At 65.5% G+C, this 24,373-nt stretch carries 24 protein-coding genes; 10 read left to right on the top strand and 14 right to left on the bottom strand.

Going from position 1 to position 24,373, the window contains the following annotated elements; all coding sequences use genetic code 11:
• Positions 1–8: 8 nt before the first annotated feature.
• Genes ACKVEX_RS09720 through ACKVEX_RS09710 form a run of 3 tightly spaced genes read right to left on the bottom strand, consistent with a single transcriptional unit; the run spans position 9 to position 1,650 of the window.
• Positions 9–1,310 (bottom strand): hypothetical protein, encoded by a 1,302-nt coding sequence (locus tag ACKVEX_RS09720; protein ID WP_473215518.1) that lies wholly within the window; start codon positions 1,308–1,310, stop codon positions 9–11.
• A complete protein-coding gene (locus ACKVEX_RS09715) occupies positions 1,307–1,525 on the bottom strand; it encodes a DUF2249 domain-containing protein (RefSeq protein ID WP_473215517.1) in 219 nt (72 codons plus the stop codon). The genes ACKVEX_RS09720 and ACKVEX_RS09715 overlap by 4 nt, the downstream gene beginning before the upstream one ends.
• A complete protein-coding gene (locus ACKVEX_RS09710) occupies positions 1,522–1,650 on the bottom strand; it encodes a hypothetical protein (protein ID WP_473215516.1) in 129 nt (42 codons plus the stop codon). The genes ACKVEX_RS09715 and ACKVEX_RS09710 overlap by 4 nt, the downstream gene beginning before the upstream one ends.
• Positions 1,651–1,803: 153 nt before the next feature.
• On the opposite strand from ACKVEX_RS09710, the gene ACKVEX_RS09705 reads away from it, so the two are divergent.
• On the top strand, positions 1,804–3,030 hold the full coding sequence (locus tag ACKVEX_RS09705; RefSeq protein WP_473215515.1) for an MFS transporter: 1,227 nt from the start codon (positions 1,804–1,806) through the stop codon (positions 3,028–3,030).
• Here the strand turns inward: ACKVEX_RS09705 and ACKVEX_RS09700 are convergent.
• Together ACKVEX_RS09700 and ACKVEX_RS09695 are read right to left on the bottom strand one after the other, a co-directional pair.
• Positions 3,018–4,226 carry a BaiN/RdsA family NAD(P)/FAD-dependent oxidoreductase gene (locus ACKVEX_RS09700; RefSeq protein ID WP_473215514.1) on the bottom strand — a complete coding sequence of 403 codons (1,209 nt, stop codon included), beginning with the start codon at positions 4,224–4,226 and terminating at the stop codon, positions 3,018–3,020. The two genes, ACKVEX_RS09705 and ACKVEX_RS09700, sit on opposite strands and share 13 nt — an antisense overlap.
• Positions 4,227–4,383: 157 nt before the next feature.
• Positions 4,384–5,655: an O-acetylhomoserine aminocarboxypropyltransferase/cysteine synthase family protein gene (locus tag ACKVEX_RS09695; protein ID WP_473215513.1), complete on the bottom strand. Its 1,272-nt coding sequence runs from the start codon at positions 5,653–5,655 to the stop codon at positions 4,384–4,386.
• Positions 5,656–5,852: 197 nt separating this feature from the next.
• On the opposite strand from ACKVEX_RS09695, the gene parA reads away from it, so the two are divergent.
• Together parA and ACKVEX_RS09685 are read left to right on the top strand one after the other, a co-directional pair.
• Positions 5,853–6,515: a ParA family partition ATPase gene (parA, locus tag ACKVEX_RS09690; protein ID WP_473215512.1), complete on the top strand. Its 663-nt coding sequence runs from the start codon at positions 5,853–5,855 to the stop codon at positions 6,513–6,515.
• Positions 6,515–7,069 (top strand): hypothetical protein, encoded by a 555-nt coding sequence (locus ACKVEX_RS09685; protein WP_473215511.1) that lies wholly within the window; start codon positions 6,515–6,517, stop codon positions 7,067–7,069. Before parA ends, ACKVEX_RS09685 begins: the two co-directional genes overlap by 1 nt.
• 37 nt (positions 7,070–7,106) lie before the next feature.
• Here ACKVEX_RS09685 and ACKVEX_RS09680 read toward each other — a convergent pair whose 3' ends face one another.
• Entirely contained in the window at positions 7,107–10,319 is a 3,213-nt protein-coding gene (locus ACKVEX_RS09680; protein WP_473215510.1) for an error-prone DNA polymerase, read from the bottom strand.
• A 338-nt stretch (positions 10,320–10,657) separates the two neighbouring features.
• On the opposite strand from ACKVEX_RS09680, the gene ACKVEX_RS09675 reads away from it, so the two are divergent.
• A complete protein-coding gene (locus ACKVEX_RS09675; RefSeq protein WP_473215509.1) occupies positions 10,658–12,475 on the top strand; it encodes a M61 family metallopeptidase in 1,818 nt (605 codons plus the stop codon).
• Positions 12,476–12,558: 83 nt separating this feature from the next.
• Here ACKVEX_RS09675 and ACKVEX_RS09670 read toward each other — a convergent pair whose 3' ends face one another.
• The 4 genes from ACKVEX_RS09670 to lexA form a co-directional block, all read right to left on the bottom strand.
• Positions 12,559–13,116, bottom strand: a complete 558-nt coding sequence (locus ACKVEX_RS09670; RefSeq protein ID WP_473215508.1) for a hypothetical protein — start codon at positions 13,114–13,116, stop codon at positions 12,559–12,561.
• A gap of 65 nt (positions 13,117–13,181) precedes the next feature.
• The gene (locus ACKVEX_RS09665) at positions 13,182–14,615 is read right to left on the bottom strand and encodes a Y-family DNA polymerase (RefSeq protein ID WP_473215507.1); all 1,434 of its coding nucleotides are present in this window, start codon (positions 14,613–14,615) and stop codon (positions 13,182–13,184) included.
• On the bottom strand, positions 14,551–15,267 hold the full coding sequence (gene imuA, locus ACKVEX_RS09660; RefSeq protein ID WP_473215506.1) for a translesion DNA synthesis-associated protein ImuA: 717 nt from the start codon (positions 15,265–15,267) through the stop codon (positions 14,551–14,553). Before imuA ends, ACKVEX_RS09665 begins: the two co-directional genes overlap by 65 nt.
• A gap of 10 nt (positions 15,268–15,277) precedes the next feature.
• A complete protein-coding gene (gene lexA / locus ACKVEX_RS09655; RefSeq protein ID WP_473215505.1) occupies positions 15,278–15,883 on the bottom strand; it encodes a transcriptional repressor LexA in 606 nt (201 codons plus the stop codon).
• A 335-nt stretch (positions 15,884–16,218) separates the two neighbouring features.
• Here lexA and ACKVEX_RS09650 point away from each other — a divergent pair, with 335 nt between their 5' ends.
• Entirely contained in the window at positions 16,219–16,710 is a 492-nt protein-coding gene (locus ACKVEX_RS09650; protein ID WP_473215554.1) for a peroxiredoxin, read from the top strand.
• Positions 16,691–17,176, top strand: coding sequence for an FKBP-type peptidyl-prolyl cis-trans isomerase (locus ACKVEX_RS09645; protein ID WP_473215504.1), 486 nt, complete (start codon positions 16,691–16,693; stop codon positions 17,174–17,176). The genes ACKVEX_RS09650 and ACKVEX_RS09645 overlap by 20 nt, the downstream gene beginning before the upstream one ends.
• Positions 17,177–17,220: 44 nt before the next feature.
• Here ACKVEX_RS09645 and ACKVEX_RS09640 read toward each other — a convergent pair whose 3' ends face one another.
• Entirely contained in the window at positions 17,221–18,471 is a 1,251-nt protein-coding gene (locus ACKVEX_RS09640) for a transglycosylase SLT domain-containing protein (RefSeq protein WP_473215503.1), read from the bottom strand.
• Positions 18,472–18,659: 188 nt separating this feature from the next.
• Between ACKVEX_RS09640 and ACKVEX_RS09635 the strand changes: the two genes are divergently transcribed.
• Positions 18,660–19,628: a diguanylate cyclase gene (locus ACKVEX_RS09635; RefSeq protein WP_473215502.1), complete on the top strand. Its 969-nt coding sequence runs from the start codon at positions 18,660–18,662 to the stop codon at positions 19,626–19,628.
• A gap of 18 nt (positions 19,629–19,646) precedes the next feature.
• Here the strand turns inward: ACKVEX_RS09635 and gloB are convergent, their stop codons facing one another.
• Complete coding sequence (gloB, locus tag ACKVEX_RS09630; RefSeq protein ID WP_473215501.1) at positions 19,647–20,438, bottom strand: hydroxyacylglutathione hydrolase; 792 nt, start codon at positions 20,436–20,438, stop codon at positions 19,647–19,649.
• Between gloB and ACKVEX_RS09625 the strand changes: the two genes are divergently transcribed.
• The 3 genes from ACKVEX_RS09625 (at position 20,424) to dnaQ (ending at position 22,437) form a co-directional block, all read left to right on the top strand.
• Positions 20,424–21,176: a class I SAM-dependent methyltransferase gene (locus ACKVEX_RS09625; RefSeq protein ID WP_473215500.1), complete on the top strand. Its 753-nt coding sequence runs from the start codon at positions 20,424–20,426 to the stop codon at positions 21,174–21,176. The two genes, gloB and ACKVEX_RS09625, sit on opposite strands and share 15 nt — an antisense overlap.
• Positions 21,176–21,634 carry a ribonuclease HI gene (gene rnhA, locus ACKVEX_RS09620; RefSeq protein ID WP_473215499.1) on the top strand — a complete coding sequence of 153 codons (459 nt, stop codon included), beginning with the start codon at positions 21,176–21,178 and terminating at the stop codon, positions 21,632–21,634. The genes ACKVEX_RS09625 and rnhA overlap by 1 nt, the downstream gene beginning before the upstream one ends.
• 83 nt (positions 21,635–21,717) lie before the next feature.
• The gene (gene dnaQ, locus ACKVEX_RS09615) at positions 21,718–22,437 is read left to right on the top strand and encodes a DNA polymerase III subunit epsilon (protein WP_473215498.1); all 720 of its coding nucleotides are present in this window, start codon (positions 21,718–21,720) and stop codon (positions 22,435–22,437) included.
• 37 nt (positions 22,438–22,474) lie between these two features.
• Here dnaQ and ACKVEX_RS09610 read toward each other — a convergent pair whose 3' ends face one another.
• Together ACKVEX_RS09610 and ACKVEX_RS09605 are read right to left on the bottom strand one after the other, a co-directional pair.
• Positions 22,475–23,620 (bottom strand): NAD(P)/FAD-dependent oxidoreductase, encoded by a 1,146-nt coding sequence (locus ACKVEX_RS09610; RefSeq protein WP_473215553.1) that lies wholly within the window; start codon positions 23,618–23,620, stop codon positions 22,475–22,477.
• Positions 23,620–24,372, bottom strand: a complete 753-nt coding sequence (locus tag ACKVEX_RS09605; protein ID WP_473215497.1) for a spermine/spermidine synthase domain-containing protein — start codon at positions 24,370–24,372, stop codon at positions 23,620–23,622. Before ACKVEX_RS09605 ends, ACKVEX_RS09610 begins: the two co-directional genes overlap by 1 nt.
• Position 24,373: the final 1 nt, after the last annotated feature.

Below are 24,373 nucleotides of genomic sequence, written 5' to 3'. Positions count from 1 at the left end.
TGATCCGGTCACGTGTGCGTCAGCGCATCCCTGGCGCGCTGCTGCGGCGGAGACGCCCGTAAGGCCTGACGGTACGCACCCACAATGCCGAGCAGGTTCAACAGCAACCACGAACATTCCAGGGCCACCAACGCGCCGGCGAACTGCAGCAGGCCTGGATGGGCGGTCACGACCCCGAGTACGAGCATCGTGACCGCAACCGCATGGGCGGTCAGCTGCGCTTTCGCCGGTTTCTCGGGTTGGAGCTGCTTTACATTGGGGGCCTTCAGGCCGACCTGGGTCAGGTGAAGCCAGGCAAGAAACGGCACGATCTTGTAAAGCATGCCCTGGATGATGCTGACGAAACCACCATAGAGCACCAGCACACCGCACAGTACCGGAAGTACCGGATGGTCGATGAAGTCCTGCGCCAGCAACGGAACCAGACCGCCCAGCAGACACAGGATTCCGAATCGATAGGCGCGAAAGCTCGCGTCCGGACGACCGCGCCGGGTCTTTCGCAACTGACCGAGGGTGACCACCAGAAAGCTCGTAGCCAGCAAGCCCAGCCCCCAGGTCATGACGGACGCAGCCAGCGGCCAATCCAGTACGACCGGTACGGACCACAGCAGCAGCGCCAGTGCGCTCGTGATCGCCCACCAGCGGGTCAACAGTACAGGGTAGGGTGGCGTGATCTGGAACATCGGCACCACGATCCAGCTCGTCGCCGCAAGCAGGATGCCGGCACCGCCGAACAGCGCCCACCCGACATGCAGCTTCAACGTGGTCATCAGCGGCAGCCCGAGACCCCTGGCCAGGATGAACGTGACCGTCAGGCCCAGCATCACCGCGACCGCAAGTCCGATCAGCGCAATCCGGATGTCCCGCTGGCTTCCGCTTCCGGATGGCGCGCGCAGCAGCGCGAGTGCCGCGGCGGCAACGAACGCGGCCATGCCTGTCCCGAGCAACCAGCTCGCCAGGATCAGCCACGTGGGCGTCATCGTCAGCAGGCCGCCTGCCAGCGTCAGCGTGCCGGCGCTCAGCAGCGTGTGGACGACGATCGCACTGCGCCGCACCGCGGGCAGGCCGCCGCCGCATACGACCGGAAGGATCTGGAACAGCGCGCCGACCATGACCATCAGCATGAAACCGACGGTGATCAGATGGGTCGTCGCGAGCGCACCCGGCGTCCACCGCGAGTCCATCAGGTCCGGCATCAGCACCAGCATCGATCCGGCAGCGACGCCGAACAGCGGCGCAGTGAGAAAAAACCTCAGCGGCGCCGAAAACGGCGGCGCCGCATCATAACCCAGCCCGTGCCCCAGGCTCATGGCGCGGTGATGCCGATCTCGACCACGCCATCGTCACGGATCGTATGACCGTGCTTGTAGCCGTCCCGGTCCAGGATCCGGAAAAGTGGCCACGGCATGCGGTCCAGCAGAACGGTCAGGCTGTCGCCTGCGGGGAGATCGGCGAGTGCTTCCATTACCATCTCGAACGGCTGTGGGGGCTCGAGGCCACGTGCATCGACGATTTTCGCGCTCACCACGTGGTCCTCCCGCTTCGAGACGCGGCCCGGTCATGGTTGCCGGCCACGTTCTCGGCCTGCGCAAACGGTTCATCGCGGTCGCGGTGATCGTCGCCCATCCATCCGGTGATCAGTTTCATCATGCGCCCTCCGTTCGCGTCCAATGGATTCTTCCGAATGGTGGCCGGCGTCGCCTTGATGTCAATCAACACCGACCGATGACGGACCTGCACTGCGCACCCGTGTCAGCGCGCAAACGGGTTAGAATCCGCCGTTCTTCGTTCAGGATTGAACTAATGGCGTACGGCGAACGACCGAATGCGTGGGTCACGCTTTTCCTGCCCTTCGCGCTCGGCTACTACCTATCGTATCTGCTGCGTACCGTGAATGCGGTCATCTCGCCCGATCTGACGCGCGATCTCGCGTTGTCCGCGGCCGATCTCGGTTTGTTGACCAGTGCGTACTTCCTGACCTTCGGCATGGCCCAGATCCCGCTCGGCATCGCACTGGACCGCTACGGACCGAAGCGCGTCGAGGGTTTCCTGCTGCTGCTGGCGGCGATCGGTGCGGCCGCGTTCGCCCTCGGCGAGACGCTCGGGCAGCTCGGACTGGCACGCGGTTTGATCGGACTCGGCGTGTCGGCCTGCCTGATGGCGGGGCTGAAGGGCTTCGCGATGTGGTATCCGCCCGAACGCCAGAGCTCGATGGTCGGCTTCATCATGGCCGCGGGGGCGCTGGGCGCGCTGACCGCGAGTGCGCCGGTCGAGGCGATGCTGCCGGTACTGGGTTGGCGCGGCGTGTTCTGGGTCATCGCGGCGCTGGCTGCCGGTGTGGCGCTGTTCATCTTCCTGTCCCTGCCCGGCGACGCGCTGCACACGTCGAACGACAGCATCCCCGAAGCGTTCAGGTCGGTCGGACACATCTTCGTGTCACCGTCATTTCTGCGATTCGCGGGTTCGGCGATGTTCTTCACCGGCGGGTTCATGGCCTTGCAAAGCCTGTGGGCCGTCCCGTGGCTGATGAACATCAACGGCATGTCGCTGACCCGCGCAGCGAGTTATCTGATGGTGCTGAACATCGGCATGCTGGCCGGACAGTTGTCCATCGGCATGCTGGGCACGCGGCTGAACCGTCGCGGCGTGCATCCGCTCAACATGATGCAGTTCGGCTTCACGATGATGCTCGTGGTCCAGCTCCTGATCCTGTTCGACTGGGGCCCGGTGATGTTGTTGTGGTTCCTGCTGGGCGTGTTGTCGTCGGTCAACTCGCAGGCCTACCTCGCGTGTGCGTCGCACTTTCCGAAGGAAGCCTTCGGCCGGGTCAGCACTGCGATCAACCTGATGGCGTTCCTCGGGGCCTTCACCGTCCAGTGGGGATTGGGCTTGGTGCTGGATCTGCTGCAGGGTGGCGGGTGGTCGGCCGCAGGCGCCCTGCGGGCCGCTTTCGCCGGACTCATCGTGCTTCAGGCCGCGAGCCTGGTCCCGTTGTTGTCACGCGGTCGAAAGGCGGTTCAGACGAACTGACCGGCGGCATGGCCCGAGGACCAGGCCCACTGGAAGTTGTATCCGCCCAGGTGTCCGGTCACGTCCATGACCTCGCCGATGAAGTAAAGACCCCGGCAGCGGACCGCCTCCATCGTCTTCGAGGACAGCGCATGGGTGTCGACGCCGCCGAGGGTCACCTCGGCCTTGGCGTAGCCCTGGGTTCCGGACGGTGTGATGGTCCAGCCAGACAGCGCATCGGCCACGGCCTTCAGTTCGGCCGGTTGGAATTGCCGCATTGGTCTCTCCCAACCGTGAAGCGCGCACCACGCCTGCGCGAAGCGACGGGGCAGCTTTTCCGACAACAGGTTGGCGAGCAGGCTCCGTTCGTCCGCATGCCCGGACAACCAGGCTTCGGTGTCGGTACCCGGCAGCAGGTCGATGCTGACCGGCTCCCACGGGCGGTCGTCGTAGGCCTGGACCTGCCAGTAGCTGCTGACCTGCAGGACCGCCGGTCCCGACAGTCCGCGATGCGTGATCAGCATCGCGTCGCGGAAGCGTGGGCCGTTGCAACTGGCCTCTACGTTCAGCGACGCGCCGGCGAGGGCCTGAAAGCGTTGCAGGGTTTCCGGCGGCAGCGTCAGCGGCACCAGTGCCGGTCGTGGCGCCACCATCGGAATGCCGAACTGTTCCGCGACCCGATAACCGAACGGGGTGGCACCGATCTTCGGAATCGACAGCCCGCCGGTCGCGATCACCAGGCTCGCGCAGTGCAGTCGGCCGCGCGTCGAGTCCAGGGCGAAGCGCGACCCGTCTTCGTCGATCGGCTCGATTGCGGTGACGCTCGCCGGCATGGCCCACTCGACGCCGGCACTATCGCACTCGGTGCGCAGCATCGCGATGATGTCCTGCGCCGAGTCGTCGCAGAACAGCTGGCCGTGCTCACGCTCGTGAAAACGGATGCGGTGGCGCCCGATCAATTCGATGAAATCGTTGGGTGTGTAGCGGGCGAGCGCCGATCGCACGAAATGCGGATTGCGGCACAGAAAATTCTCGGGGCCGACCTTACGATTCGTGAAGTTGCAGCGACCCCCGCCCGAGATCCGGATCTTCTCGGCGAGTTTGACTGCGTGATCGACGAGCAGCACGCGCCGACCGCGATGGCCGGCCTGCGCCGCACACATCATGCCGGCCGCGCCGGCGCCGATCACGATGACATCGAAACGGGGATGTGACACGTTTTCAGCCTGAATCCGGGAGATGGGGGACGATACGTGTCGTTGGGCACTTCGCAAAGTGGAGGGTGCTAACGAGCCCGCGGGGCGAGATCACACTGTCACCCGATGAGGGGGGCAGGCGGGCCAAACTCGACTTCCGACTCGCCCGCTTCGCAGATCAGGCCGCAGCGAGCGCCTGATCCAGGTCGGCGATCAGGTCGTCGACATGTTCGATCCCGACCGACAAGCGGATCATGTCCTCGGTGACGCCCGCCGTGGCCATCTCCTCGGGGGAGAGCTGCCGATGCGTGGTCGAGGCCGGATGGCAGGCCAGCGACTTGCAGTCGCCGATGTTCACCAGGCGGGTGACCAGTTGCAGCGCATCCTGGAAGCGCGCACCGGCTTCCATGCCACCCTTCACACCGAAGTTCAGGATCCCCGACGCGCGCCCCCCCATGTACTTGGTGACCAGCCCGTAGTCCCTGTGGTCCTCGAGGCCGGCGTAGTTGACCCAGCCGACCTTGGAATGGTCCCTCAGGAAGTTCGCGATCTTCACGCTGTTCTCGCAGATACGGTCCATGCGCAGTGCGAGCGTTTCGATGCCCTGCAGGATCAGGAAGGCATTGAACGGCGAGATCGCTGCGCCCATGTTGCGCAAGGGCACCACGCGGGCGCGACCGATGTAGGCCGCCGGGCCGAGCGCCTCGGTGTACACGACGCCGTGATAGGACACGTCCGGTTCGTTCAGGCGCCTGAACTTCTGTTTGTGATCGGCCCACGGGAACTTGCCGGAATCGACGATGACTCCGCCGATCGAGTTGCCGTGACCCCCCAGGTACTTGGTCAGCGCATGCACGACGATATCGGCACCATGCTCGAACGGACGGCACAGGTAGGGTGACGGCACCGTGTTGTCGACGATCAGCGGCACGCCATGGCGGTGGGCGACGGCTGCGAGCTTCTCGAAATCGGTGACGTTGCCGAGCGGATTGCCGACCGATTCGCAGAAGATCGCCTTGGTGCGCTCGTCGATGAGCCGGTCGAAGGTATTCGGGTCGCGGTAATCGGCGAAACGCACCTCGACGCCGTATTGCGGTAGCGTATGCGCGAACAGGTTGTAGGTGCCGCCGTACAGCGTGCTCGACGTGATGATGTTGTCGCCGGCCTCGGCGATGGTCTGGATCGCGGCGGTGATGGCTGCCATGCCCGAGGCCATCGCCAGTGCGGCGATGCCGCCTTCCATCGCGGCGACCCGCTTCTCGAGCACGTCCTGGGTCGGATTCATGATGCGGGTGTAGATGTTGCCCTGTACCTTCAGGTCGAAAAGATCCGCGCCATGTTGCGTGTCGTCGAATGCATAGGATGTGGTCTGGTAGATCGGTACCGCGACGGCCTTGGTGGTCGGATCCGGCGAATAGCCGCCATGGACGGCGAGTGTCTCGAGTTTCATTGGCGAGGCTTCCTTTTTTGTCTGCTGGAGCGCGCAACGAGTATAACCATCGCGCCTCGCATACAGAAGCGACGTCGGACGCGTGTTCCGGGGCGCGCAAGGAGATGGCGGATCCGCAGCGACTGCGATGATGCGGCTTGCAGCGCAAGGTCCAGCGGGTACCATAGGCGGACTCGGACAACACGCCGGATCGAACCATGAAGAAATGCAGGGTAGTCGTGCTGCTGTCGCAGAAGGGCGGGGCGGGCAAGACCACGGTCACGATGCAGCTTGCGGCCGGTCTCGCATTGCGGGGCCATAAGCTGGGTGTGATCGACCTCGATCCGCAGCAAAGTGCATTGCGCTGGGCCGAATCCGCGCCGGATGCGCACCCTTTTCCGGCCGCGGTGCGCGCGGCCAGCGGCGACACCCGCGAGATTGCCGATACGCTGAAGGCGTTCGCGAAGGGTTTGGACTGCGTGCTGATCGACTGCCCGCCATCGATCGAACATTCCCACACGCTGACCGCACTGGATCTGGCCGATCTTGCACTGGTGCCGGTGGTGCCCAGTCCGCCCGATCTGTGGTCCGCACGCGCGGTCGAACGCCTGATCCTGCAGCGTATGGGAAGCAAGGGGCGCCTGCGTGGCGCGATGCTGCCCAACCGCGTGCAACGCACTGCGCTGGCCGGTAACGTGCTGGAGGTGATGCGGGAGTTCACATTGCCGGTGCTGAACGCGTCGCTGTCGCAGCGCAATGCGTACGCACAGAGTGCCGTGATCGGTGCATCCGTGTTCGATCTCGGCAAGGCGGCCGAGGCGTCACAACTCGAGGTCAACTGGTTGGTGGATGCAGTGCTCGAACTGCTGGAGAGAGCTTGATGACGACAAGTCACAGAACCCAATCGGCGCTGCGCGCAGCGCTGCAAAAAGAGGATGCCGCGCTGGTGAAGCGATTGCCCGACACAGCGGCAAAGCGTGCCACGACACCGATCAAGGACTCGCCCGGCGGCCCTGCGGTATCTGAACCGACGCCGGCACGCAAGCCTGCGGTGCGCCGCCGGACGACGGGTGCGTCCGCGGCAGCAAAGGCGGACGCTGTCGCCCGCAAGCCGAAAAAAGTCGCGGAGTCACCCTCGGGCGGCGTGGCTCGACCGCCGGTCACGCCTGCGGCAGGGCCGGTCGCCGATGCGGCGGTGGCCGAGCCGCCCAGGGCCGAAAAGCGCGTACGCGAGGACTTCGTGCTATCGGTCAAGGACGTCGAACGGCTCAGACGGGTGCAGTCCGCGGTCGAAAAGGCTGCGCCGAAACCGTCACGCTCGGCATTGCTGCGGGTCGCGGTCAGGTTGCTGGGCGAGCAGGACCCTGCGACGCTTGCGACAGTTCTGGAAGGACTGCCGCCGCTGAAGAAGAAGGGCAAGCGCGGCAAGAAGTGATCCGGATGCGCCCGGCAGCGGCAGGATCGTCACCCGCTCAGTGAAAGTCGCGGCTGCGCGCGTCCAGCTCGCCCAGCAGTCCGGACAGGTCGACCACGCGGCCGGCCTGCAGATGTACGACGCTGCCCTGACGGCTGATCTGACCATAGACGCCGAGCAGGCGTGCCCCCAGCACTTCCCGACGCTGACGCTCGATCAGTTCCGGACGCACGATGATGTTGATCAGGCCGGTTTCGTCCTCGAGCGTCACGAACATCGTCCCCCTGGCGGTGCCGGGACGCTGACGGCAGGTGACGATGCCGGCCGCCCGCGCCAGTTGCCGGTCGGCGCAGCCGGCGATGTCGGTCGCGCTGAGAAAACGCATGCCGGCGAGCCTGCTGCGCAGCAGGTTCAGCGGATGGCGGCCGAGCGTGAAACCGAGGCGGGCGTAATCGGCCGTCAGGTCTTCGGCTTCGGACGGGGCGACCAGACTGGCCGGTGATTCGGTGATCGGCGCGCCCTGCAGCACGCCGTCGGCGGGTCGGCTGCCGGCCGCCAGCCACAGCGCCTGACGGCGATTGCCGGCCAGACCCGCTAGCGCACCGGCGGCCGCGAGCTTCTTCATGTCGGGCGGGTCGATGCCGGCGCGTGCGGCCAGATCGTCCACCGACCGGAAGGAGCCGGACTGGCGGGCTGCGACCAACCGCTCGGCGGTCTCGCGCGCCAGCCCCTTGACCAGACGCAGGCCGAGTCGAGCAGCCGGTTCGGGTGATGGTGAAAAAGGCAGCGCGCCGTTCGCATGCCCGGCACGGACCACGCCGCCGGTCGCGGCCTCCAGCGTGCAGTCCCAGTCGCTCGCGCACACATCCGGGCCCCGTATCTCCACGTTGTGCCGCCGTGCATCCTGGATCAGTTGCGACGGGGAATAGAAACCCATCGGCTGGCTGTTGAGCAGCCCGCACAGGAAGGCGGCCGGTTCGAAGCGCTTGAGCCAGGCCGAAAAATACACCAGCAACGCGAAGCTCGCAGCATGGGACTCCGGAAAACCGTAGCTGCCGAAGCCTTCGATCTGGTTGCACAGGCGTTCGGCGAAGGCTTCGCAATAGCCGCGCTCCGCCATGCCGGCGAGCAGGCGGGCACGATGGCGCTCCAGCTCGCCCTTGCGCCGCCACGCCCCCATGGAGCGCCGCAACTGGTCGGCTTCGCCCGGCGTGAACCCGGCCGCGACCACCGCCAGCTGCATGACCTGTTCCTGGAAGATCGGTACCCCGAGGGTGCGCTCGAGCACGGCCTGCACGCCACTGCACTCGTCTGGCGCCGACGCGGCGGGGCGCGGATAATCGATCGCTTCACCGCGTTCGGCGCGCGCGCGCGCGTCCAGATACGGATGCACCATGCCGCCCTGGATCGGCCCGGGGCGCACGATCGCGACCTCGACCACGAGGTCGTAGAAGCGCCTGGGTTTCAGGCGCGGCAGCATCGTCATCTGCGCGCGCGACTCGACCTGGAACACACCGACCGAATCGGCCTCCGACAGCATCCGATACACCGCCGGCACCTCGCGCGGAATGTCGGCCAGCGTGAAGCGCCAGTTGCGCCAGCGCGACACCAGTTCGAGGCTGCGCCTGAGCGCCGACAGCATGCCCAGCGCCAGCACGTCGATCTTGAGCAGGCCGACCGCATCGAGGTCGTCCTTGTCCCACTGGATCACGGTGCGGTCGGCCATCGCCGCATTCTCGATCGGCACCAGCTCGTCCAGCCGGCCGCGCGCGATCACGAAGCCGCCGACATGCTGCGACAGATGGCGCGGAAAGCCGATCAGCGCATGGGTCAGTTCGACCAGCAGACGTACCGTCGGAGCGTCCGGATCCATGCCGGCCTCGCGAATGCGTTCGGGCAGGATATGGCGCCCGTCGAACCAGAAATGATCCCGGGTGAGCCGCTCGATCCGGGCCAGCGGAAAACCCAGGGCCCGTCCGACGTCGCGCAACGCACTGCGGGGACGGTAGCGGATGACGGTCGCGGCCAGCGCGGCGCGCTCGCGGCCGTATCGGTCGTAGATGTACTGGATGACTTCCTCGCGCCGGTCGTGCTCGAAATCGACATCGATGTCCGGCGGTTCGTTGCGCTCCCTGGAGATGAAGCGCTCGACCAGCATGATGCCCAGTTCCGGATCGACCTCGGTGATCCCCAGCGCCCAGCACACCACCGAATTGGCCGCAGAGCCGCGTCCCTGGCACAGGATGTCGCGGCTGCGTGCAAAGCGGACGATGTCGTGCACGGTCAGAAAATACGGTTCGTAACCGAGTTCGGCGATCAGCGCGAGTTCATGTTCGATCTGGGCGCGCACCCGGACGGGCACCGCATCCGGGTCCGGACTGCCGTAACGCCAGCGCAGGCCGTCCTCGACGAGGTGGCGCAACCATGAAGCGGCCGAATGTCCGTCGGGCACGATCTCGTCCGGGTAGGCGTAGCGCAGCTCGTCCAGGCTGAAGCGGCACTGACCGGCGACCCGCAGGGTTTCGGCCAGCAGCGCGGGCGCATGGCGCCGTGCGAGCGTGTCGCGCGGATGCAGGCAGCGCTCGGCATTGGGCGCGAGCCGCAGCCCGGCTTCGGCGACCGTGGTGCGCAGGCGGGTGGCCGCGAGCACATCGGCCAGACGACGCCGTCCGGCATCGTGCATCAGCGCACCGGTGGCCGCGAGCGCAGGCAGGCCGGCGCGTGTCGCAAGGTCCGTCAGCCGGGTCTGCCGCGCATGGTCGTCCGGCCCGCAGTGCAGGCTCACGGCCAGCCAGGCGCGTGCCGGAAAACAATGCCCCAGCCAGATCGCGTCGGCCAGCAGTGACGCATCATCGAAGTCGTCATGCTCCGGTGCCACCAGCAAGGCGATGCAGTCCGGCAGGCCGGCCTCGATGTCGGCCCTGCACAACCGGTATTGGCCTTTCCCGGCCTGTCTGCGGCCGAACGAGATCAGGCGCGACAACGCGCCGTATCCCTCCCGGTTCATCGCCAGCAGCACGACGGTCGGTCCATCCGTGAGACGGATCTCGGTGCCGATGATCAGTTCGAGCGCCAACGATTGGCGCCTGATCTCCTGATGCGCGCGCACCACGCCGGCGAACGAACATTCGTCGGTGATCGCCAGGGCCGCATAGCCGAGCGCCGCCGCCTGCGCGACCAGTTCCTCCGGATGCGAGGCACCGCGCTGGAAGCTGAAATTGCTCAGGCAGTGCAGCTCGGCATAGGGAAGCGTGTTTTGTGGGCTATACATATGTACAGTATAGCGTGTCGAATGTTGCCTTCTCAGGGAAGTCGAGACCCGTCGGGTCATTTACGCGGTGCCCGAGCCGGGTGTCTTCGCTGGCGGGGCAGACGCTCGCGGCCTTCGGCTTCCCGGATCGGCAAGCGCCTGCGGGGCGGCGACGGAACTCGGCCGCTGCGCGGCCTCAGACAGCCGTCGCCTCGTTTCCCCGCAGCCACTTGCCGATCCGGCGCTCACGGACAGCCCCGCCAGCGAAGACACCCGGCTCGGCTCGGCGCCGTGGTTCGACTGAGGTGCTCCGGATTGCGGGGTTAGAATTCGGACTCCTCCTCTGGCGCCCGATCGCGATGACCACACCCATCCGCTACACGATCACACCATCCAACCCGGCCGCGCACCTGTTCCGGGTCACCTGCACCGTCGCCACGCCCGACTCGGCCGGGCAACGCTTCAGCCTGCCGGTGTGGATACCGGGCAGCTACATGATCCGCGAGTTCGCGCGCAACATCGTGACGATGACGGCCGAGGCCGAGGGCAGGCCGGTGCGGCTCGACAAGCTCGACAAGAATACCTGGCAGGCCGCGCCGGTCGGTCCGGGCAAGGCGCTCACGCTGAGCTACGACGTTTATGCGTGGGACCTGTCGGTGCGCGCCGCGCACCTGGACCCGACCCACGGCTTCTTCAACGGCACCAGCGTCTTCGTCGCGGTGCAGGGTCAGACCGACCGTCCCTGTCGCGTCGACATCGAGGCGCCGCAAGGCAAGGCCTACACCGATTGGCGGGTCGCCACCGCACTGTCACCGCTTGCTGGCCACACAGCCGGAAAAAGCCGGCACGCACGCGGCGGCTTCGGGCCGTATCTGGCCGCGGACTACGACGAGCTGGTCGATCATCCGGTCGAGATGGGCACCTTCACGCAGTTCGCCTTCGACGCGGGCGGCGTACATCATGAATTCGTGATCACCGGCCGGCACGACTGCGACACGGCGCGCCTGTGCGCCGATCTCGGCCGGATCTGCGCCTGGCAGATCGAGCTGTTCGGCCAGCCCGCGCCGGTCGACCGCTATCTGTTCATGGCCATGGTCGTCGGCGACGGCTACGGCGGGCTGGAGCATCGGGCCTCGACCGCCTTGCTCGCGAGCCGCAAGGATCTGCCGTGGCCGGGCATGCAGGGCCTGCCGGACGGCTACAAGACCTTCCTGGGCCTGTGCAGTCACGAGTATTTCCACACCTGGAACGTCAAGCGCATCAAGCCGGCCGCGTTCGTCCCGTACGATCTCGACCGCGAGAACTACACCCGGCTGCTGTGGGCCTTCGAGGGCTTCACGTCCTATTACGACGATCTCGCGCTGGTACGGTCTGGCGTGATCGGCATGGAGGACTATCTCGGCCTGCTCGGCAAGACCATCGCCAATGTGTTGCGCGGCAACGGTCGGCACAAGCAGAGCGTCGCCGAATCCTCGTTCGACGCCTGGACCAAGTACTACCGCCAGGACGAGAACGCGCCCAACGCGATCGTCAGCTATTACGCCAAGGGCGCGTTGATCGCGCTCGTGCTCGACCTGCAACTACGCGAGGCCAGCCACGCCAAAGTCAGTCTGGACGACGTGATGCGGCTGCTGTGGCAGCGGCATGGGCAGACCGGCGTCGGCGTCTCGGAAGACGGTCTGTTCGAACTGTTTGCCGAGGTGGCCGAGCGCGGCGCGCCGGGGAGCGGGCGCAAGCTGTCGGGCTGGCTGCGGCGGACCGTGTCCGGCACCGGCGACCTGCCGCTGGAGCGCCTGCTGAAAACCTTTGGCGTCGCCTGGCGCACGGAGGCCGCAAGCAAGGGGCCGGTGCTCGGGGTCAAGCTCGCGGGCGGCAACAATGAAACGCGGGTGGCCAATGTCTTCGATGGCGGACCAGCCCAGCTCGCCGGATTGTCGGCCGGCGATGTGCTGATCGCGGTGGATGGACTGAAGGTCGGCGGGGCGGATGCCGTCGATGCGATGCTGGCCAGACGCAAGCCGGGCGAGCGGCTCGAACTGCATGCGTTCCGCCGGGATGAGCTGATGCGCTTCGACGTGGTGCTGGCGCCCGCGCCGGAAAGTGACGTGAAACTGTCGCTTCGCCCGAAACCGGGTGCCGCGGCGCTTGCGCTGCGCAAGGGCTGGCTGGGCGGCTGAGTGGTCGGTGTGGGCGGATCCTCGATCGGCCCCCGCGCCTCTGATCGGGCAACAGGGTCCGACAACGGATTGCGGCACCGAAGTCAGGCCGCGTGTTCGCGTTGCCGGAATTTTCCGCGCCAGTAGTACCAGGCCGGATAGGCCAGCGCGAGCGCGACGATCATCAGGAATCCGATGCTCTGCCAGAACGCGATCGGGTCGGTCGCGAGCAGGTATTGGCGTTGCGGGCGGGAAAAGCTGATCGAGCCGGCGAGCACCGCACGCAGCGCGCTGGCGGCCAGCGCGAGCGCCGGCGAGAACCACACCAGCAGGCCGACTGCGACGATGAGCCGGTCGAACAGCGGGGCGCTTCGGGTTCTGGCGCGATAGACGCTCTCGACGCCGTACCATACCGCCATCAACAGCGACGCCAGCGTCAGGATCGGCGTGATCGCGAGCACGGTACCGAGCAGCGCGGAGGCGATCAGAAAAATCCCGCCCTCGAGTGGAACGATGCGCAGCCAGATTGGTTCGACACGGGCGAAGAGCCACAGCGTGACCGGCAACAGCACCAGGAACAGCATCGTCGTGAAGCGCGCACGACGGCGCATGAAATCGCCATCGAGCTCGTCGTCGTCGTGGCGTTGGGGCAGGAAGGGCATCGTGGGGGCCGGCGTGAGGTGGAGGACGTTCGAAGCGGTCGGGCGTGAAGCGGACCGCGCGTAGTCTATCCAAAATAACCATGCACGTACCAGCCTTCGGGCGGATCGAGCCGACGGAAGATCCACCACAGCGCAGCGTCGGCGCTGCGGGCGACGAAATAGTCGCGGCGCACGTCCTCGCCATCCCACCAGCCCGACTCGATGCGCTCGGGACCACTTTCAAGCGTCAGCATGCGAATGGACGCGAGCGGGCGGGGCTGCGGCAACAGCCACAGCGGACGGGCTGCGGTGCTCATCGTGGGCCGGGCCGCGTCGACACGCCCGGGTTCGGTCACGCGCAGCGCGCGTTCGGGACGATGGTCGGGCCAGGCAGTCAGGCCGGTCACGGCCTGCGTGCCAAGACGGGCGCGCAGGCGCTCGAGCAGCAGCGACGCGGCATCGGCGTCGCGCGCAGGATCGCCGAACAGATCGGGCGTGGCCGACGCGCGCAAGACCGGATCGTCCGCGCTCAGACGCAGCGCCTCGACCGGCCCGGCCAGCTCCAGTGCGGCCAGCTGCTCGCGCAGGATCAGCTGCAGACGACCCGCATCGCGGTCCGGACGGGCGGTGACGATGTCGAGCACCGTGTCCTCGTGTTCATCATGCTCGAGAACGAGACGGCAGCGATCCACCACGGCATGGAGCCGGTCCAGCCATGCGACCAGATCGGCGATCAGACGAGCCGATGCAAACAGCAGGGGCTCGCTGTCGAGGACCGGACAGGGCAGCGCCAGCCGCGATTCGAAGCGGGCCGGCGGAACATGCCACGGACGCGGATCCGGAATCTCGCCGCGCGCGAGCGCAAGCGTGTGCATCACGGCGCTCGCGTGGCGGCGGGCCAGGCCGTCGCGGGGCAGGCGGGCGATGTCGGCGATCCGCTGGATGCCGATGCCTTCCAGCAGTTCCAGCATGGCGGGTGTGACCTCGCCGCCGGTGGCAAGCATCGCGACCGGCAACGGATCGAGCTCGCGCTTCCAGTTCTGCTCCGGCGTGATCAGCAGACCTGGGCGGCATTCGGCCAGCCAGCGGGCCGCGAGCGGGGTCGGCGCCGCAGCGAAGCGGATCTGCAGGCCCAGTGCGGGCACGGCCTGTTCGATCGAACTCGCGAGGGTACCCAGCCCCCCGAACAGGCGCAGGCTGCGACTGACTTCGAGCAGGACCGCATCGGGTGCGGCGATGCTGACGTCGGACGTGAAGCGGCCTGCCCAGTTGGCGACCGCTTCGAGCGTGTCGTGTTCGAGCGTGCGATTGCGTTCGAGCAGTTCCAGCGTCGGCGCCACCGCCAGCGCGCCGGCCACAGTGCCGCCGGCCTCGACACCGCAGGCCAGCGCCTGCGCACTGACCGCGATCAGGCGCTGTCCCGGACTGTACTCCACGACCGCGATCAGCCCTGGTTCAGGCACGCCACGGGTGAAGGCCTGCAGCGGCAGTGCGGCTAGATGGAGGGCGATCCACAGCATGATGTCTTCCATGGTCGACGGTGCCGCGCACCGGAACCAGAACCGGCGTCGGAGCGATCGGGCCGCGACGCTTGAGTATCGTGATCGCGAGCAGTCCGCCATCGCCGTCCGCATCCAGCCGTAGTCGCAGCACGGCGGGGGAGGGTTGCTGCGCCGCGCTGGCGGGCCGGAACAGGAACAATGGGGTTTCCGACGCTTCCGCAGCCAGTTGCAGACGACGCAGCACCGAATTGTCCGTTCGTCTGATCCATGCAAGCACCGCATGGCATGCGCTGGAAGCCAGGGCCTGACGCGTCGCCCACACGACGGCGGACGCAGTCTCGGGAGTGATCAGCAACAGACGTGGCAACGGGATGCCGGCGGCCGCGAGTGCGGGGGCGTAAGGCAGATGCGGCGGTGTGATCCACGCGATCCAGCGATCCGGGGCGACCGAGCGCAACCAGGGCAACAGCAAACCGACCTCACCCACGCCCGGTTGATCACCGATCAGTTCGATCAATGCACCGCGAGGCCAGCCTCCACCCGGCAGCGCGGCATCGAGCTGGGCAAAACCGGTCGAATGACCAGGGGTGGCTGGTCTGAGCAGGCTGTCACCCCGCCACACCAGGTCTCGCGGTAATTCAGCCAGGGATGGGGCAAGCACGGGTTTCATCGTGATCGGATCAGACCGGCATGCCGTTGCGGATCAGTCCTACCGCAACGCCCTCGATGATCAACGGTTCGCGGCGGGTATCCACGATGATCGGATCGAAATCCGGATTGGCCGGCAGCAGGGTCACGGTCGCGCCCTTGCGCGAAAAGGTCTTCACGGTGACCTCGTCCTGCACCCGTGCGACGACGATCTGACCCTTGCGCGCTTCGCTGCAGCGATGCACGACGAGCAGGTCGCCATCGAGGATGCCTGCATCGCGCATGCTCATCCCGGTCACGCGCAGAAGATAGTCGGCCCGCGGTGAAAAAAGGGCAGGATCGAGCTGATGGCGTGATTCGATATGTTCCAGCGCCAGAACAGGGTTGCCGGCGGCGACCCGGCCGACCAGCGGCAGACCCAGCCCCTCGGGCAGGCGAATGCCGCGGGCGCGGCCTTCCTCGAGCTTGATCGCGCCCTTGGCGGCCAGGGCCCGGAGATGACTCTCGGCCGCGTTCGGCGAACGGAAACCGAAGGCGGTGCAGACCTCGGCACGCGTGGGCGGGCGCCCGTCGGACTCGAGGGTGCTTCGGATGAAGTCGAGAATCTCGCGCTGGCGATGGGTGAGATGAGCGTCCAAGATCGTCATTCCTGAAACCGGATACTGTATTTTTGAACAGTTCTACAGGCTTCGCAAGCTCAACATGCTTGCACAAGCACCTTGAGCCTACCGAAACGGTGGACTATTCATTCAGATAGCAGTCATCTCCGAAGAAGACGCAGGGCCGCCTCGAGTTCTCTTGGGACAGGATCCATGCAGCGGATCCTCGGGGTGCTCGACAACGACAAGATATCGGGAGACAAGCCATGGCACTGCAAAGCACAGGTTCAGGCATCGCCGCATCAGGCGTCGGTAGTGTTCGCTCCGGCTCTCGGCTAGAATCGGGCCCACGCCAGGGAGTGCAGAGAGCGAATATGATTCAGATCGGTGAGGACGCCCCCGTTTTTTCGTTGCCCGACGCCGACATGGAATTGTTCGATCTGGCAGAGGAGATCGGACGACACCATGTGGTTCTCTACTTCTACCCACGGGACAACACGCCGGGTTGCACCTTGCAGGCGGCCGATTTCAGTGATCATGAAGATGATTTCACCAAGCTCGGTGCAATCGTAGTCGGCATCAGTCCAGACGACTGTCTGACCCATGCCGAATTCCGTGACTACCACGGTCTGTCGATCCGTCTGTTGTCCGACGAAGATACCGAGGTCTGCCGGCTGTATGGCGTATGGCAGTCCAGAATGGTCGATGGCGTACCCAGGGTGGGGCTGGCGCGCACGACCTTCATCATCGACAAGCACGGCGTCGTTCGCCATATACTGCGAGATGTATCCCCTCGCGGCCATGCGGCCGATGTTTATAAACTGGTCAAGGACCTGGAAACGGAATATGCAAACGGAAATCGTTAAGAACACGGTCGTCACACTCAAATACACGGTTCAGGACACCGACGGCAACATGATCGACGACGGCGCGCAGCCGCTCGTGTATCTGCATGGCGGCTACGACGGAATCTTTCCGGCTCTCGAGGAGGTCCTGCATGGCAAGAAGGTCGGCGAGAGCTTTCAGATCAAGCTCCAGCCCGAGGACGCATTCGGTGACTATGACGAAGAACTGGTCCTGATCGAGGACGTCTCCCAGTTTCCGGAGAACGTCGAAGTCGGCATGTCATTCGAACGGGTCGGCGACGACGGCGAGGAAGACCTCGTGTATCGCATCACCGATATCGCCGAAGGCAAGGTCGTCGTGGATGGCAACCATCCGCTCGCTGGTGTGGCGCTGGTGTTCGATGGCAGTATCGCCGAGGTCCGTATGGCCAGTGCCGAGGAAATCACCCATGGACATGTCCATGGGGCGGGTGGCCACCACCATTGACAGTCATGAACTGACCAAACGTTTCCTGCTCGGTCAGTTCCGCTTCATCGTCCCCGGGCCCCGATGGCGCGGGCGGCCTCCACGGCGCCCGACGGGTCCACCCCGTCGGGCACGAGCAAGGTATAGCCGGGTCCGACCCGGCTGCGCGCATTGAGACCATTGACCTGCTGCAGCTGCGCGACCGACAGACCGAAGCGGCGTGCGATCGTTGCCAGGTCTTCGCCTCGTCTGAGTTCGTAGGTTTTCCAGCGCTTGCCACCATTCTCGATTTCGCCGAGACGTTCCCGGAAAGGACCGGCACGGTCGACCGGAACCACGAGTGACTGACCACTCAGATTGACCACCGGCCGATTGAAGCCGGGGTTCAGTGCGATGAACTCGTCGATCGGCATTCCGGCGAACTCTGCGGCCGTGGCCAGATCGATTCCGCGTGGCGCCTCGACCGTCGTGAAGTGCTGATCGTTCGACACGTGCGGCAGTTCGAAGTTGAACAGCTCCGGTCTGGCGACGATGTTCTTCAGGGCCTGCAGTTTCGGGATGTAGCCGCGCGTCTCCGGCGGCATGTCCAGATACTGGTATTCCGCCGGCAGGCCAGCGTCGCGATTGCGCCGCATCGCTCTGCCGACCGCACCTTCCCCCCAGTTGTAGGACGCCAGCGCGAGATGCCAGTCGCCGTGCATCTCGTAGAGGTATTCGAGGTAGTCGAGCGCCGCGTCGGTCGACGCGATCACGTCGCGTCGCTCGTCCACCCACTTGTCCTGGACCAGATTGAAGTTGCGACCGGTCGAGGGGATGAACTGCCACAGCCCCGATGCATGAGAACGGGAATAGGCCAGCGGGTTGTAGTTGCTCTCGACCATCGGCAACAGCGCCAGCTCGGTCGGAAGACCGCGTTGCTCGAGCGCGTCGACGATGTAATACAGATAGCGTCCCCCCCGCTCGAAGACCTGTTTGAGAAAGGCAGGGCGGTTCAGGTAGAAGGTCTGTCGCTCGAGCACCGGTTCGCTGTCCAGGTCCGGCATCGCGAATCCGCGCCGAATTCTGTCCCAGATATCGTTCGCATCACGCGTCAGATCCAGCTTGAGCACTCTGGGCTGGTGGATAGGCAACTCCAGAACCTGTTGGGAAGACAGACTGAGTCCTGGCGTGCGGGTGCCCTGGAAGTCGGCCCGAGCCGGTGCGCGATCGGTGTGAGCGTCATGGTCGAGGGCGCTCCCCGATATTTCGGCACAGACCCGTGCCGCACTCAGTCCGAGTGCCGCGACGAGAACGCAACTGGCCAGACGAAGCGACATCGACGCAGACGCCTTTGGGGAAGGGAGTTCGAGTCTAGGCTACCCGGTCCATCCGCGTCAAACCGCCGGCGATCGGCCTTTCGCCGGCATCCAACGGCAGGAATGCGAATGGGCCACGCCGGTTTTTCGCCCCGCCCAATCAGAACTTGATAGCATTGAAACCCTGCTCCAGTGGATGAAGATCACACATGAAAGCCCTGGTCATAGAGGACACGGTCACCAGCGCGACCGTGATCTGCCATCTGCTCGAAAGAATGGGGCTTCAGCCGCTTCACGCACGCGACGCAGAGCAGGGCGTAGAGGCCTTCAAGCGCGAACGGCCCGATCTCGTGCTGCTCGATATCGTGTTGCCTGGCATGGACGGTTTCGAGGTCGCGCGTCGAATTCGTCAGCTCGAAAAGGACGGTGAATGGACGCCGATCATCTTTCTGTCGGCGCGCGCCAGCGATGAAGACCTGGCCCACGGCATCAACGTGGGGGGTGACGATTATCTGGTCAAACCTGTCCCGGAGCTCGTGCTCAAGGCCAAGGTTCGGGCCATGCAGAGGATTGCGCAGATGCGCTATTCATTGCTGGTCCTGACCCGCAAGCTCGATGAGGCAAACCGGGAACTCACCCGCTTGTCCGAAGTGGACGGTCTGACCGGGATTGCCAACAGACGGTGTTTCGACGAGACACTGTTGCGCGAATGGCGCCGCGCCGCGCGCAAGGGGACGCCGATCTCGCTGCTGATCGCGGACGTGGACCATTTCAAGGATTTCAACGACGGCTACGGGCACCAGCTCGGTGACGAGTGCCTGAAGAAAGTCGCGCATGGGCTGAAGGCCTGCCTGCACCGTTCGACCGATCTGGCAGCACGATACGGCGGGGAGGAATTTGCGGTGATCCTGCCCGATACCGATGCGGTCGGTGCCGCCGGCGTTGCCGAGACGATGCGTTCGGCTGTCGCAGACCTTCAGATCGCGCATGCCTTTTCACCGGTCGCCACACATGTGACGATCAGCATCGGGGTCGCCACCGCTACCCCCGACCGCTCGGACGAGCATGGCCATCGGGTCCTCACACAGCAAGCCGACCAGGCCTTGTATCGCGCAAAGCGCGCCGGGCGCAACCGTTATATGCAGGCGGAGCCCGGCCAGTTGATGGCACTGCGTTGACCGGCCCGCTGGAAGGGCTCAGAAGCTGTCCTTCCAGGCCCGCATGGCGGTGAAACAGGCCAGCGAATCGGCCGGCACCTGCCCTGCATGCGCCGCGACCGCGGCGAGTACCGAAGGCTGACCCGCGCGCAGAAACGGATTGATGCGCTTTTCGCGCGAGATCGTGCTCGGCAGCGTCGGCAGGCCCCGGGCGCGCAGCGACTCGCAGGACGCGCGCCACGCATCACGATCGGGGTTGATTGGATCGGCGGCAGCGGCAAACGCGAGATTGGCCAGCGTGTACTCGTGGGTGCAGAAGACCCGTGTATCCGGAGGCAGCGTCGCGAGCCGCTCCAGCGAGGCATGGAGCTGGCTCGCCGTGCCACCGAGAAGGCGACCGCAACCGCCACTGAACAGCGTGTCGCCCGGAAACAGCATGTCTCCCGACAGGTACGCCACATGCGTCCGGGTGTGTCCCGGCACCTCCAGCACGTCGAAGCTCATGTCCATGTCCGGCAGACGAATCACGTCATGTTCCCCGACCTGCCGGCTCACGCCGTCGATCGGTTGGCCCCGCGGTCCGAATACCGGTATGTCGCGATCCGTGACGAGATTCAGGATGCCACCGGTGTGATCCGCATGATGATGCGTGATCAGGATCGCGCTGAGCGTCAGACCATGCGCGCGCAGCCAGTGCTCGACCGGCGCGGCATCACCCGGGTCGACGACGACGGCGCGATTTCCCACCTGCAGCAACCAGATATAGTTATCCTGAAAGGCGGGGAGCGGTACGATCTCAGGTTTTTGGGCTGTCGAATGTCGAGTATTCATGTTGCGCAGACCTTCTCGGACTGGTTGAGCACGCCACAGGGGCAGTACCTGCTTCAATGGGAGCAGAGCCGATTCGATGCCATGGTGGCCGATATTTTTGGTTATAACGCAGTTCAGATCGGCCTGCCAGCCCAACCGTTCCTGCGCAGCAATCGCATCTCGTATCGTTTGTCGACCGCCGAGCAGGGCGAAGCACAACTGCTTTGCGACCCTTTTGCGCTGCCTCTGGCAACCACGAGTGTCGACCTGGTGCTGCTTCCACATGTGCTCGAGTATTCCCGCCACCCTCACCAGGTGCTGCGCGAAGTCGAACGCGTGCTGGTGCCGGAGGGCAGCGTGATCATCGCAGGTTTCAATCCGTTCAGCCTTTTCGGGCTCCGGCGCGCGCTGGCGAGGCGCGGCGCGAGCGTGCCCTGGCAGGGTCACTATTTTTCCGCGCCCAGAATTCGCGACTGGCTGACGCTGCTGGGGTTCGACACGCAATCGGGCGGTCTGGGCTGCTACGCACCACCGATGAGTTCGAACAAGTGGATCGAGCGCTGGGGGTTCATGGATCGGGTGGGTTCGCGCTGGTGGCCGTTCTGCGGCGGCGTTTACATGTTGCAGGGCATCAAGCGCGTCCATGGCATGCGACTCATCACGCCGAAATGGCGCGATAATCACGCCTCCAAGAAGGCCCTGTCACCGGTGGCGCGAAGAACGCGCAACTTGCCGGGTAACTCACATAAGACGGATTGATGGAACAGATCGAGATATTTACCGACGGAGCCTGCAGCGGCAATCCCGGGCCCGGCGGCTGGGGTGCGATCCTGCGCGCCGGGGGGCATGAGAAGGAAATCTGGGGTGGAGAGCCGGATACCACCAACAACCGCATGGAACTGACCGCGGTCATTCGTGCGCTGGAACTGCTCAAGCGCCCGGTGCAGGTGCGCGTCTACACGGACAGCCAGTACGTGCAGAAGGGTATTTCCGAATGGATCCACGGCTGGAAGGCGAGGGGGTGGAAGACCGCCTCGAAGACACCGGTCAAGAATGTCGACCTTTGGCAGGCGCTGGACAAGGCCACCGGAACACACCGTCTGGAGTGGATCTGGGTCAGGGGCCATGCTGGCCATGCCGAGAACGAGCGGGCAGACGAACTCGCACGCAAAGGCGTGGACGCGGTGCGAAGGGCCGGTGTGACGGTCGATGGTTGAGCCGCGCTGTGAGCCGTTCACCGCCAGGCATGTCCCGACCCGGAACAGGTCCGCAACATGATGAAATCAATGGAGGGTGATGCTTGAGACAGATCGTACTGGACACCGAAACGACCGGCCTCGACTGGCGCAACGGCGACCGCGTGATCGAGATCGGTTGCGTTGAACTGCTGAACCGCAACCTGACCGGTCGCCACTACCATGTCTACCTGAACCCGGAACGCGGCATCGCCGCAGAGGCGATCGCGGTGCATGGCATCACCGAGGAGTTCCTGGCCGACAAACCCAGGTTTCGGGATGTCGTGGGGGACTTCGAAGCCTTCGTGCGTGACGCGGAGCTGGTCATCCACAATGCGAGCTTCGACGTAGGCTTCCTGAATCACGAACTGAAGCTGCTTGGGCGCGAACCGCTGGAACGGGTCTGCAGCGGCGTCATCGATACGCTCAGGATGGCCAAGGAGCAGAACCCGGGCAAGAAGGCTTCGCTGGACGCCCTGTGTGACCGCCATCAGATCGAGAATGCACATCGTACATTGCACGGTGCCCTGCTCGACGCCGAGATCCTGGCGGAAGTCTATCTGGCGATGACCCGCGGTCAGGAGAGCCTGATCATGCAGCTCGACGAGCCGGCGCCAGACGCCAGCGAATCCGCCGCTCGGCTGGGCGACAGGGCGCCGATCCGCATCATCCGGGCATCGGCCGACGAACTCGCCGAGCACGACAAGGTGATCGTCGACATCGACAAGGCGACCAAGGGCCAGTGCCTTTGGCGGGTGCCGGTCGAGGAGATCGAACCGGCCTGAGCGTTGCGCACGGACACGATCCCGCGACGAGCCCGCTTCAGCGCGGATCGGACGCGCGAAGCACCTCTTCGCCGATGGCGAGGCAGGAGGTCAGGCCGGGCGACTCGATGCCGAACAGATTGATGAGACCGGAGATGCCGTGTTCGGTCCGGGTGTCGATCCTGAAGTCCGCCGGAGCTTCGCCGGGACCGACGATCTTGGCACGAATGCCGGCATAGTCCGGCGTCAGCGCATCGTCGGGCAGGGCGGGCCAGTAACGCCTGATCGCGTCGTCGAAGCCACGCAGGCGCGCCGGATCGACACGATAGTCGAACGGCTCGGGCTGCGAGAAGTCGTGTGCTGCGACGATGGCCGGATCCAGCCATTCCACGTCCGGGCCGAAACGCGCCCGCCCCTGCAGGTCCAGTGTCAGGTGGACGCCGAGGCCACCGGGTTCCGGCACCGGATAGACGAGGTGGGAGAACGGGGTCCGGCCGCGCAGCGAGAAATAACTGCCCTTGGCGAAGCGGGCGGGTGCGACCCATGCCGGCGGCAGGCCTTGCAGGCGTGATGCGAGCAGGGGTGCGAAAAGCCCGGCGGCATTGATCACGGTGTTCGCAGTGACGCTCATCGGTGCCTCGCCGCCGGTGTTGAGCAGCAGGCCGTCTTCGACTACCCGACCGTCGCGCACCGGGGTCTTCAGCGCGAGTATCGCACCGGCGTTCTCTGCGTCGCCGAGCAGCGCCAGCAGCATGCCGTGGCTGTCGACGATGCCGGTGGACGGCGAATGCAGCGCCGCGACGCAGCTCAGCTCGGGTTCCAGCGCGCGCGCGTCGGCCGATTCGATCAGACGTACATCGCCGACCCCGTTGGCGTGCGCCGCGCGGGCGATCTCCCCGAGTCGCCCGCGTTGTTCGTCGGACGTGGCGACCACCAGCTTGCCGCAGCGACGGTGCGCGACGCCGCGTGCGTCGCAGTACGCGTAGAGCAGGTCGCGCCCGCGCACGCACAGACGCGCCTTCAGAGAACCGGGCGGGTAGTAGAGGCCGGCGTGGATGACCTCGCTGTTGCGACTCGAAGCGCCGGCCCCGAAGTGCGGCGCCGCCTCCAGGATCAACACTTCGCGGCCGGCCAGCGCGAGGGCCCGCGCGCACGCCAGTCCGACCACGCCGGCGCCGATCACGACGCAATCCACACGTTCGATCACAGTATCAGCCTCCCGCCGGGAAGGCTGCCCGACGCTTCGACGCGTGCGACCGTCGGCAGAAGGTCCAGGCCGGTACGCTGCTTCAGTTCATGCGCGCGCTGGCGAATCTCCGCGACCGGCAGCGAGATCGGCTCGCCGTCCGCGGCCAGCGCGATCACGTTGCCGCTGTCGCAGGATGGAAACGCGATGGCGCGATCGTCGAAGGCCTGGATGATGCGTTCCACACTGGCTCGAAAACCCCGCGAGCGTCCGAACAGGTTCGCCGCCATCAAGCCCTGGTCGGACAGCCGGCCACGGACGGCGGCATAAAAGGGCAGCGTGTCGAGCGCGCCTGCGCGCGCATTGCGATCATAGCCGTCGACCAGGATCGCATCGAAATGACGCTCGGTCCGCAGCACATAGTCGACCCCGTCCCCGATCTGGATGGCCAGTCGCCGGTCGTCGTCGGGGAGACGAAAGAACTGGCGGGCCGCAGCGACCACGCGTGGTTCGATCTCGACGACCTGTATGCGGGTCCAGGGACAGTGCCGGTACAGGAACTTCGTGATCGAGGCCGCGCCCAATCCGATCACCAGGGCATTGCGTGGCCAACCCTCCGGTCTGAGCAGCAGGCCGGACATCATCTCCCGCGTGTAGACCAGCTCGAGCGCGTCCGGCGCACGGATGCGCATCGCGCCCTGAACCCATTCCGAGCCGAAATGCAGGTAGCGGATCCCGCCTTCCTCGCTGATGTCGATCGGGGTGCTCATC

The organism is Denitraticella aggregata (assembly GCF_048158365.1).
Taxonomy (GTDB): Bacteria; Pseudomonadota; Gammaproteobacteria; order Burkholderiales; family Rhodocyclaceae; genus Azoarcus_F.
The sequence above is the reverse complement of the archived record's forward strand: the minus strand, read 5'-3'. Positions and strand labels throughout refer to the sequence as shown.

Excerpts from the sequence above, each read along its gene's own strand:
- ACKVEX_RS09720 (WP_473215518.1), bottom strand. The coding sequence starts at position 1,310 with ATGAGCCTGGGGCACGGGCTGGGTTATGATGCGGCGCCGCCGTTTTCG.
- ACKVEX_RS09710 (WP_473215516.1), bottom strand. The coding sequence starts at position 1,650 with ATGATGAAACTGATCACCGGATGGATGGGCGACGATCACCGCGACCGC.
- ACKVEX_RS09705 (WP_473215515.1), top strand. The coding sequence starts at position 1,804 with ATGGCGTACGGCGAACGACCGAATGCGTGGGTCACGCTTTTCCTGCCC.
- ACKVEX_RS09695 (WP_473215513.1), bottom strand. The coding sequence starts at position 5,655 with ATGAAACTCGAGACACTCGCCGTCCATGGCGGCTATTCGCCGGATCCG.
- parA (WP_473215512.1), top strand. The coding sequence starts at position 5,853 with ATGAAGAAATGCAGGGTAGTCGTGCTGCTGTCGCAGAAGGGCGGGGCG.
- ACKVEX_RS09685 (WP_473215511.1), top strand. The coding sequence starts at position 6,515 with ATGACGACAAGTCACAGAACCCAATCGGCGCTGCGCGCAGCGCTGCAA.
- ACKVEX_RS09680 (WP_473215510.1), bottom strand. The coding sequence starts at position 10,319 with ATGTATAGCCCACAAAACACGCTTCCCTATGCCGAGCTGCACTGCCTG.
- ACKVEX_RS09675 (WP_473215509.1), top strand. The coding sequence starts at position 10,658 with ATGACCACACCCATCCGCTACACGATCACACCATCCAACCCGGCCGCG.
- ACKVEX_RS09670 (WP_473215508.1), bottom strand. The coding sequence starts at position 13,116 with ATGCCCTTCCTGCCCCAACGCCACGACGACGACGAGCTCGATGGCGAT.
- ACKVEX_RS09665 (WP_473215507.1), bottom strand. The coding sequence starts at position 14,615 with ATGCTGTGGATCGCCCTCCATCTAGCCGCACTGCCGCTGCAGGCCTTC.
- imuA (WP_473215506.1), bottom strand. The coding sequence starts at position 15,267 with ATGAAACCCGTGCTTGCCCCATCCCTGGCTGAATTACCGCGAGACCTG.
- ACKVEX_RS09650 (WP_473215554.1), top strand. The coding sequence starts at position 16,219 with ATGATTCAGATCGGTGAGGACGCCCCCGTTTTTTCGTTGCCCGACGCC.
- ACKVEX_RS09645 (WP_473215504.1), top strand. The coding sequence starts at position 16,691 with ATGCAAACGGAAATCGTTAAGAACACGGTCGTCACACTCAAATACACG.
- ACKVEX_RS09640 (WP_473215503.1), bottom strand. The coding sequence starts at position 18,471 with ATGTCGCTTCGTCTGGCCAGTTGCGTTCTCGTCGCGGCACTCGGACTG.
- ACKVEX_RS09635 (WP_473215502.1), top strand. The coding sequence starts at position 18,660 with ATGAAAGCCCTGGTCATAGAGGACACGGTCACCAGCGCGACCGTGATC.
- ACKVEX_RS09625 (WP_473215500.1), top strand. The coding sequence starts at position 20,424 with ATGTCGAGTATTCATGTTGCGCAGACCTTCTCGGACTGGTTGAGCACG.
- gloB (WP_473215501.1), bottom strand. The coding sequence starts at position 20,438 with ATGAATACTCGACATTCGACAGCCCAAAAACCTGAGATCGTACCGCTC.
- rnhA (WP_473215499.1), top strand. The coding sequence starts at position 21,176 with ATGGAACAGATCGAGATATTTACCGACGGAGCCTGCAGCGGCAATCCC.
- ACKVEX_RS09605 (WP_473215497.1), bottom strand. The coding sequence starts at position 24,372 with ATGAGCACCCCGATCGACATCAGCGAGGAAGGCGGGATCCGCTACCTG.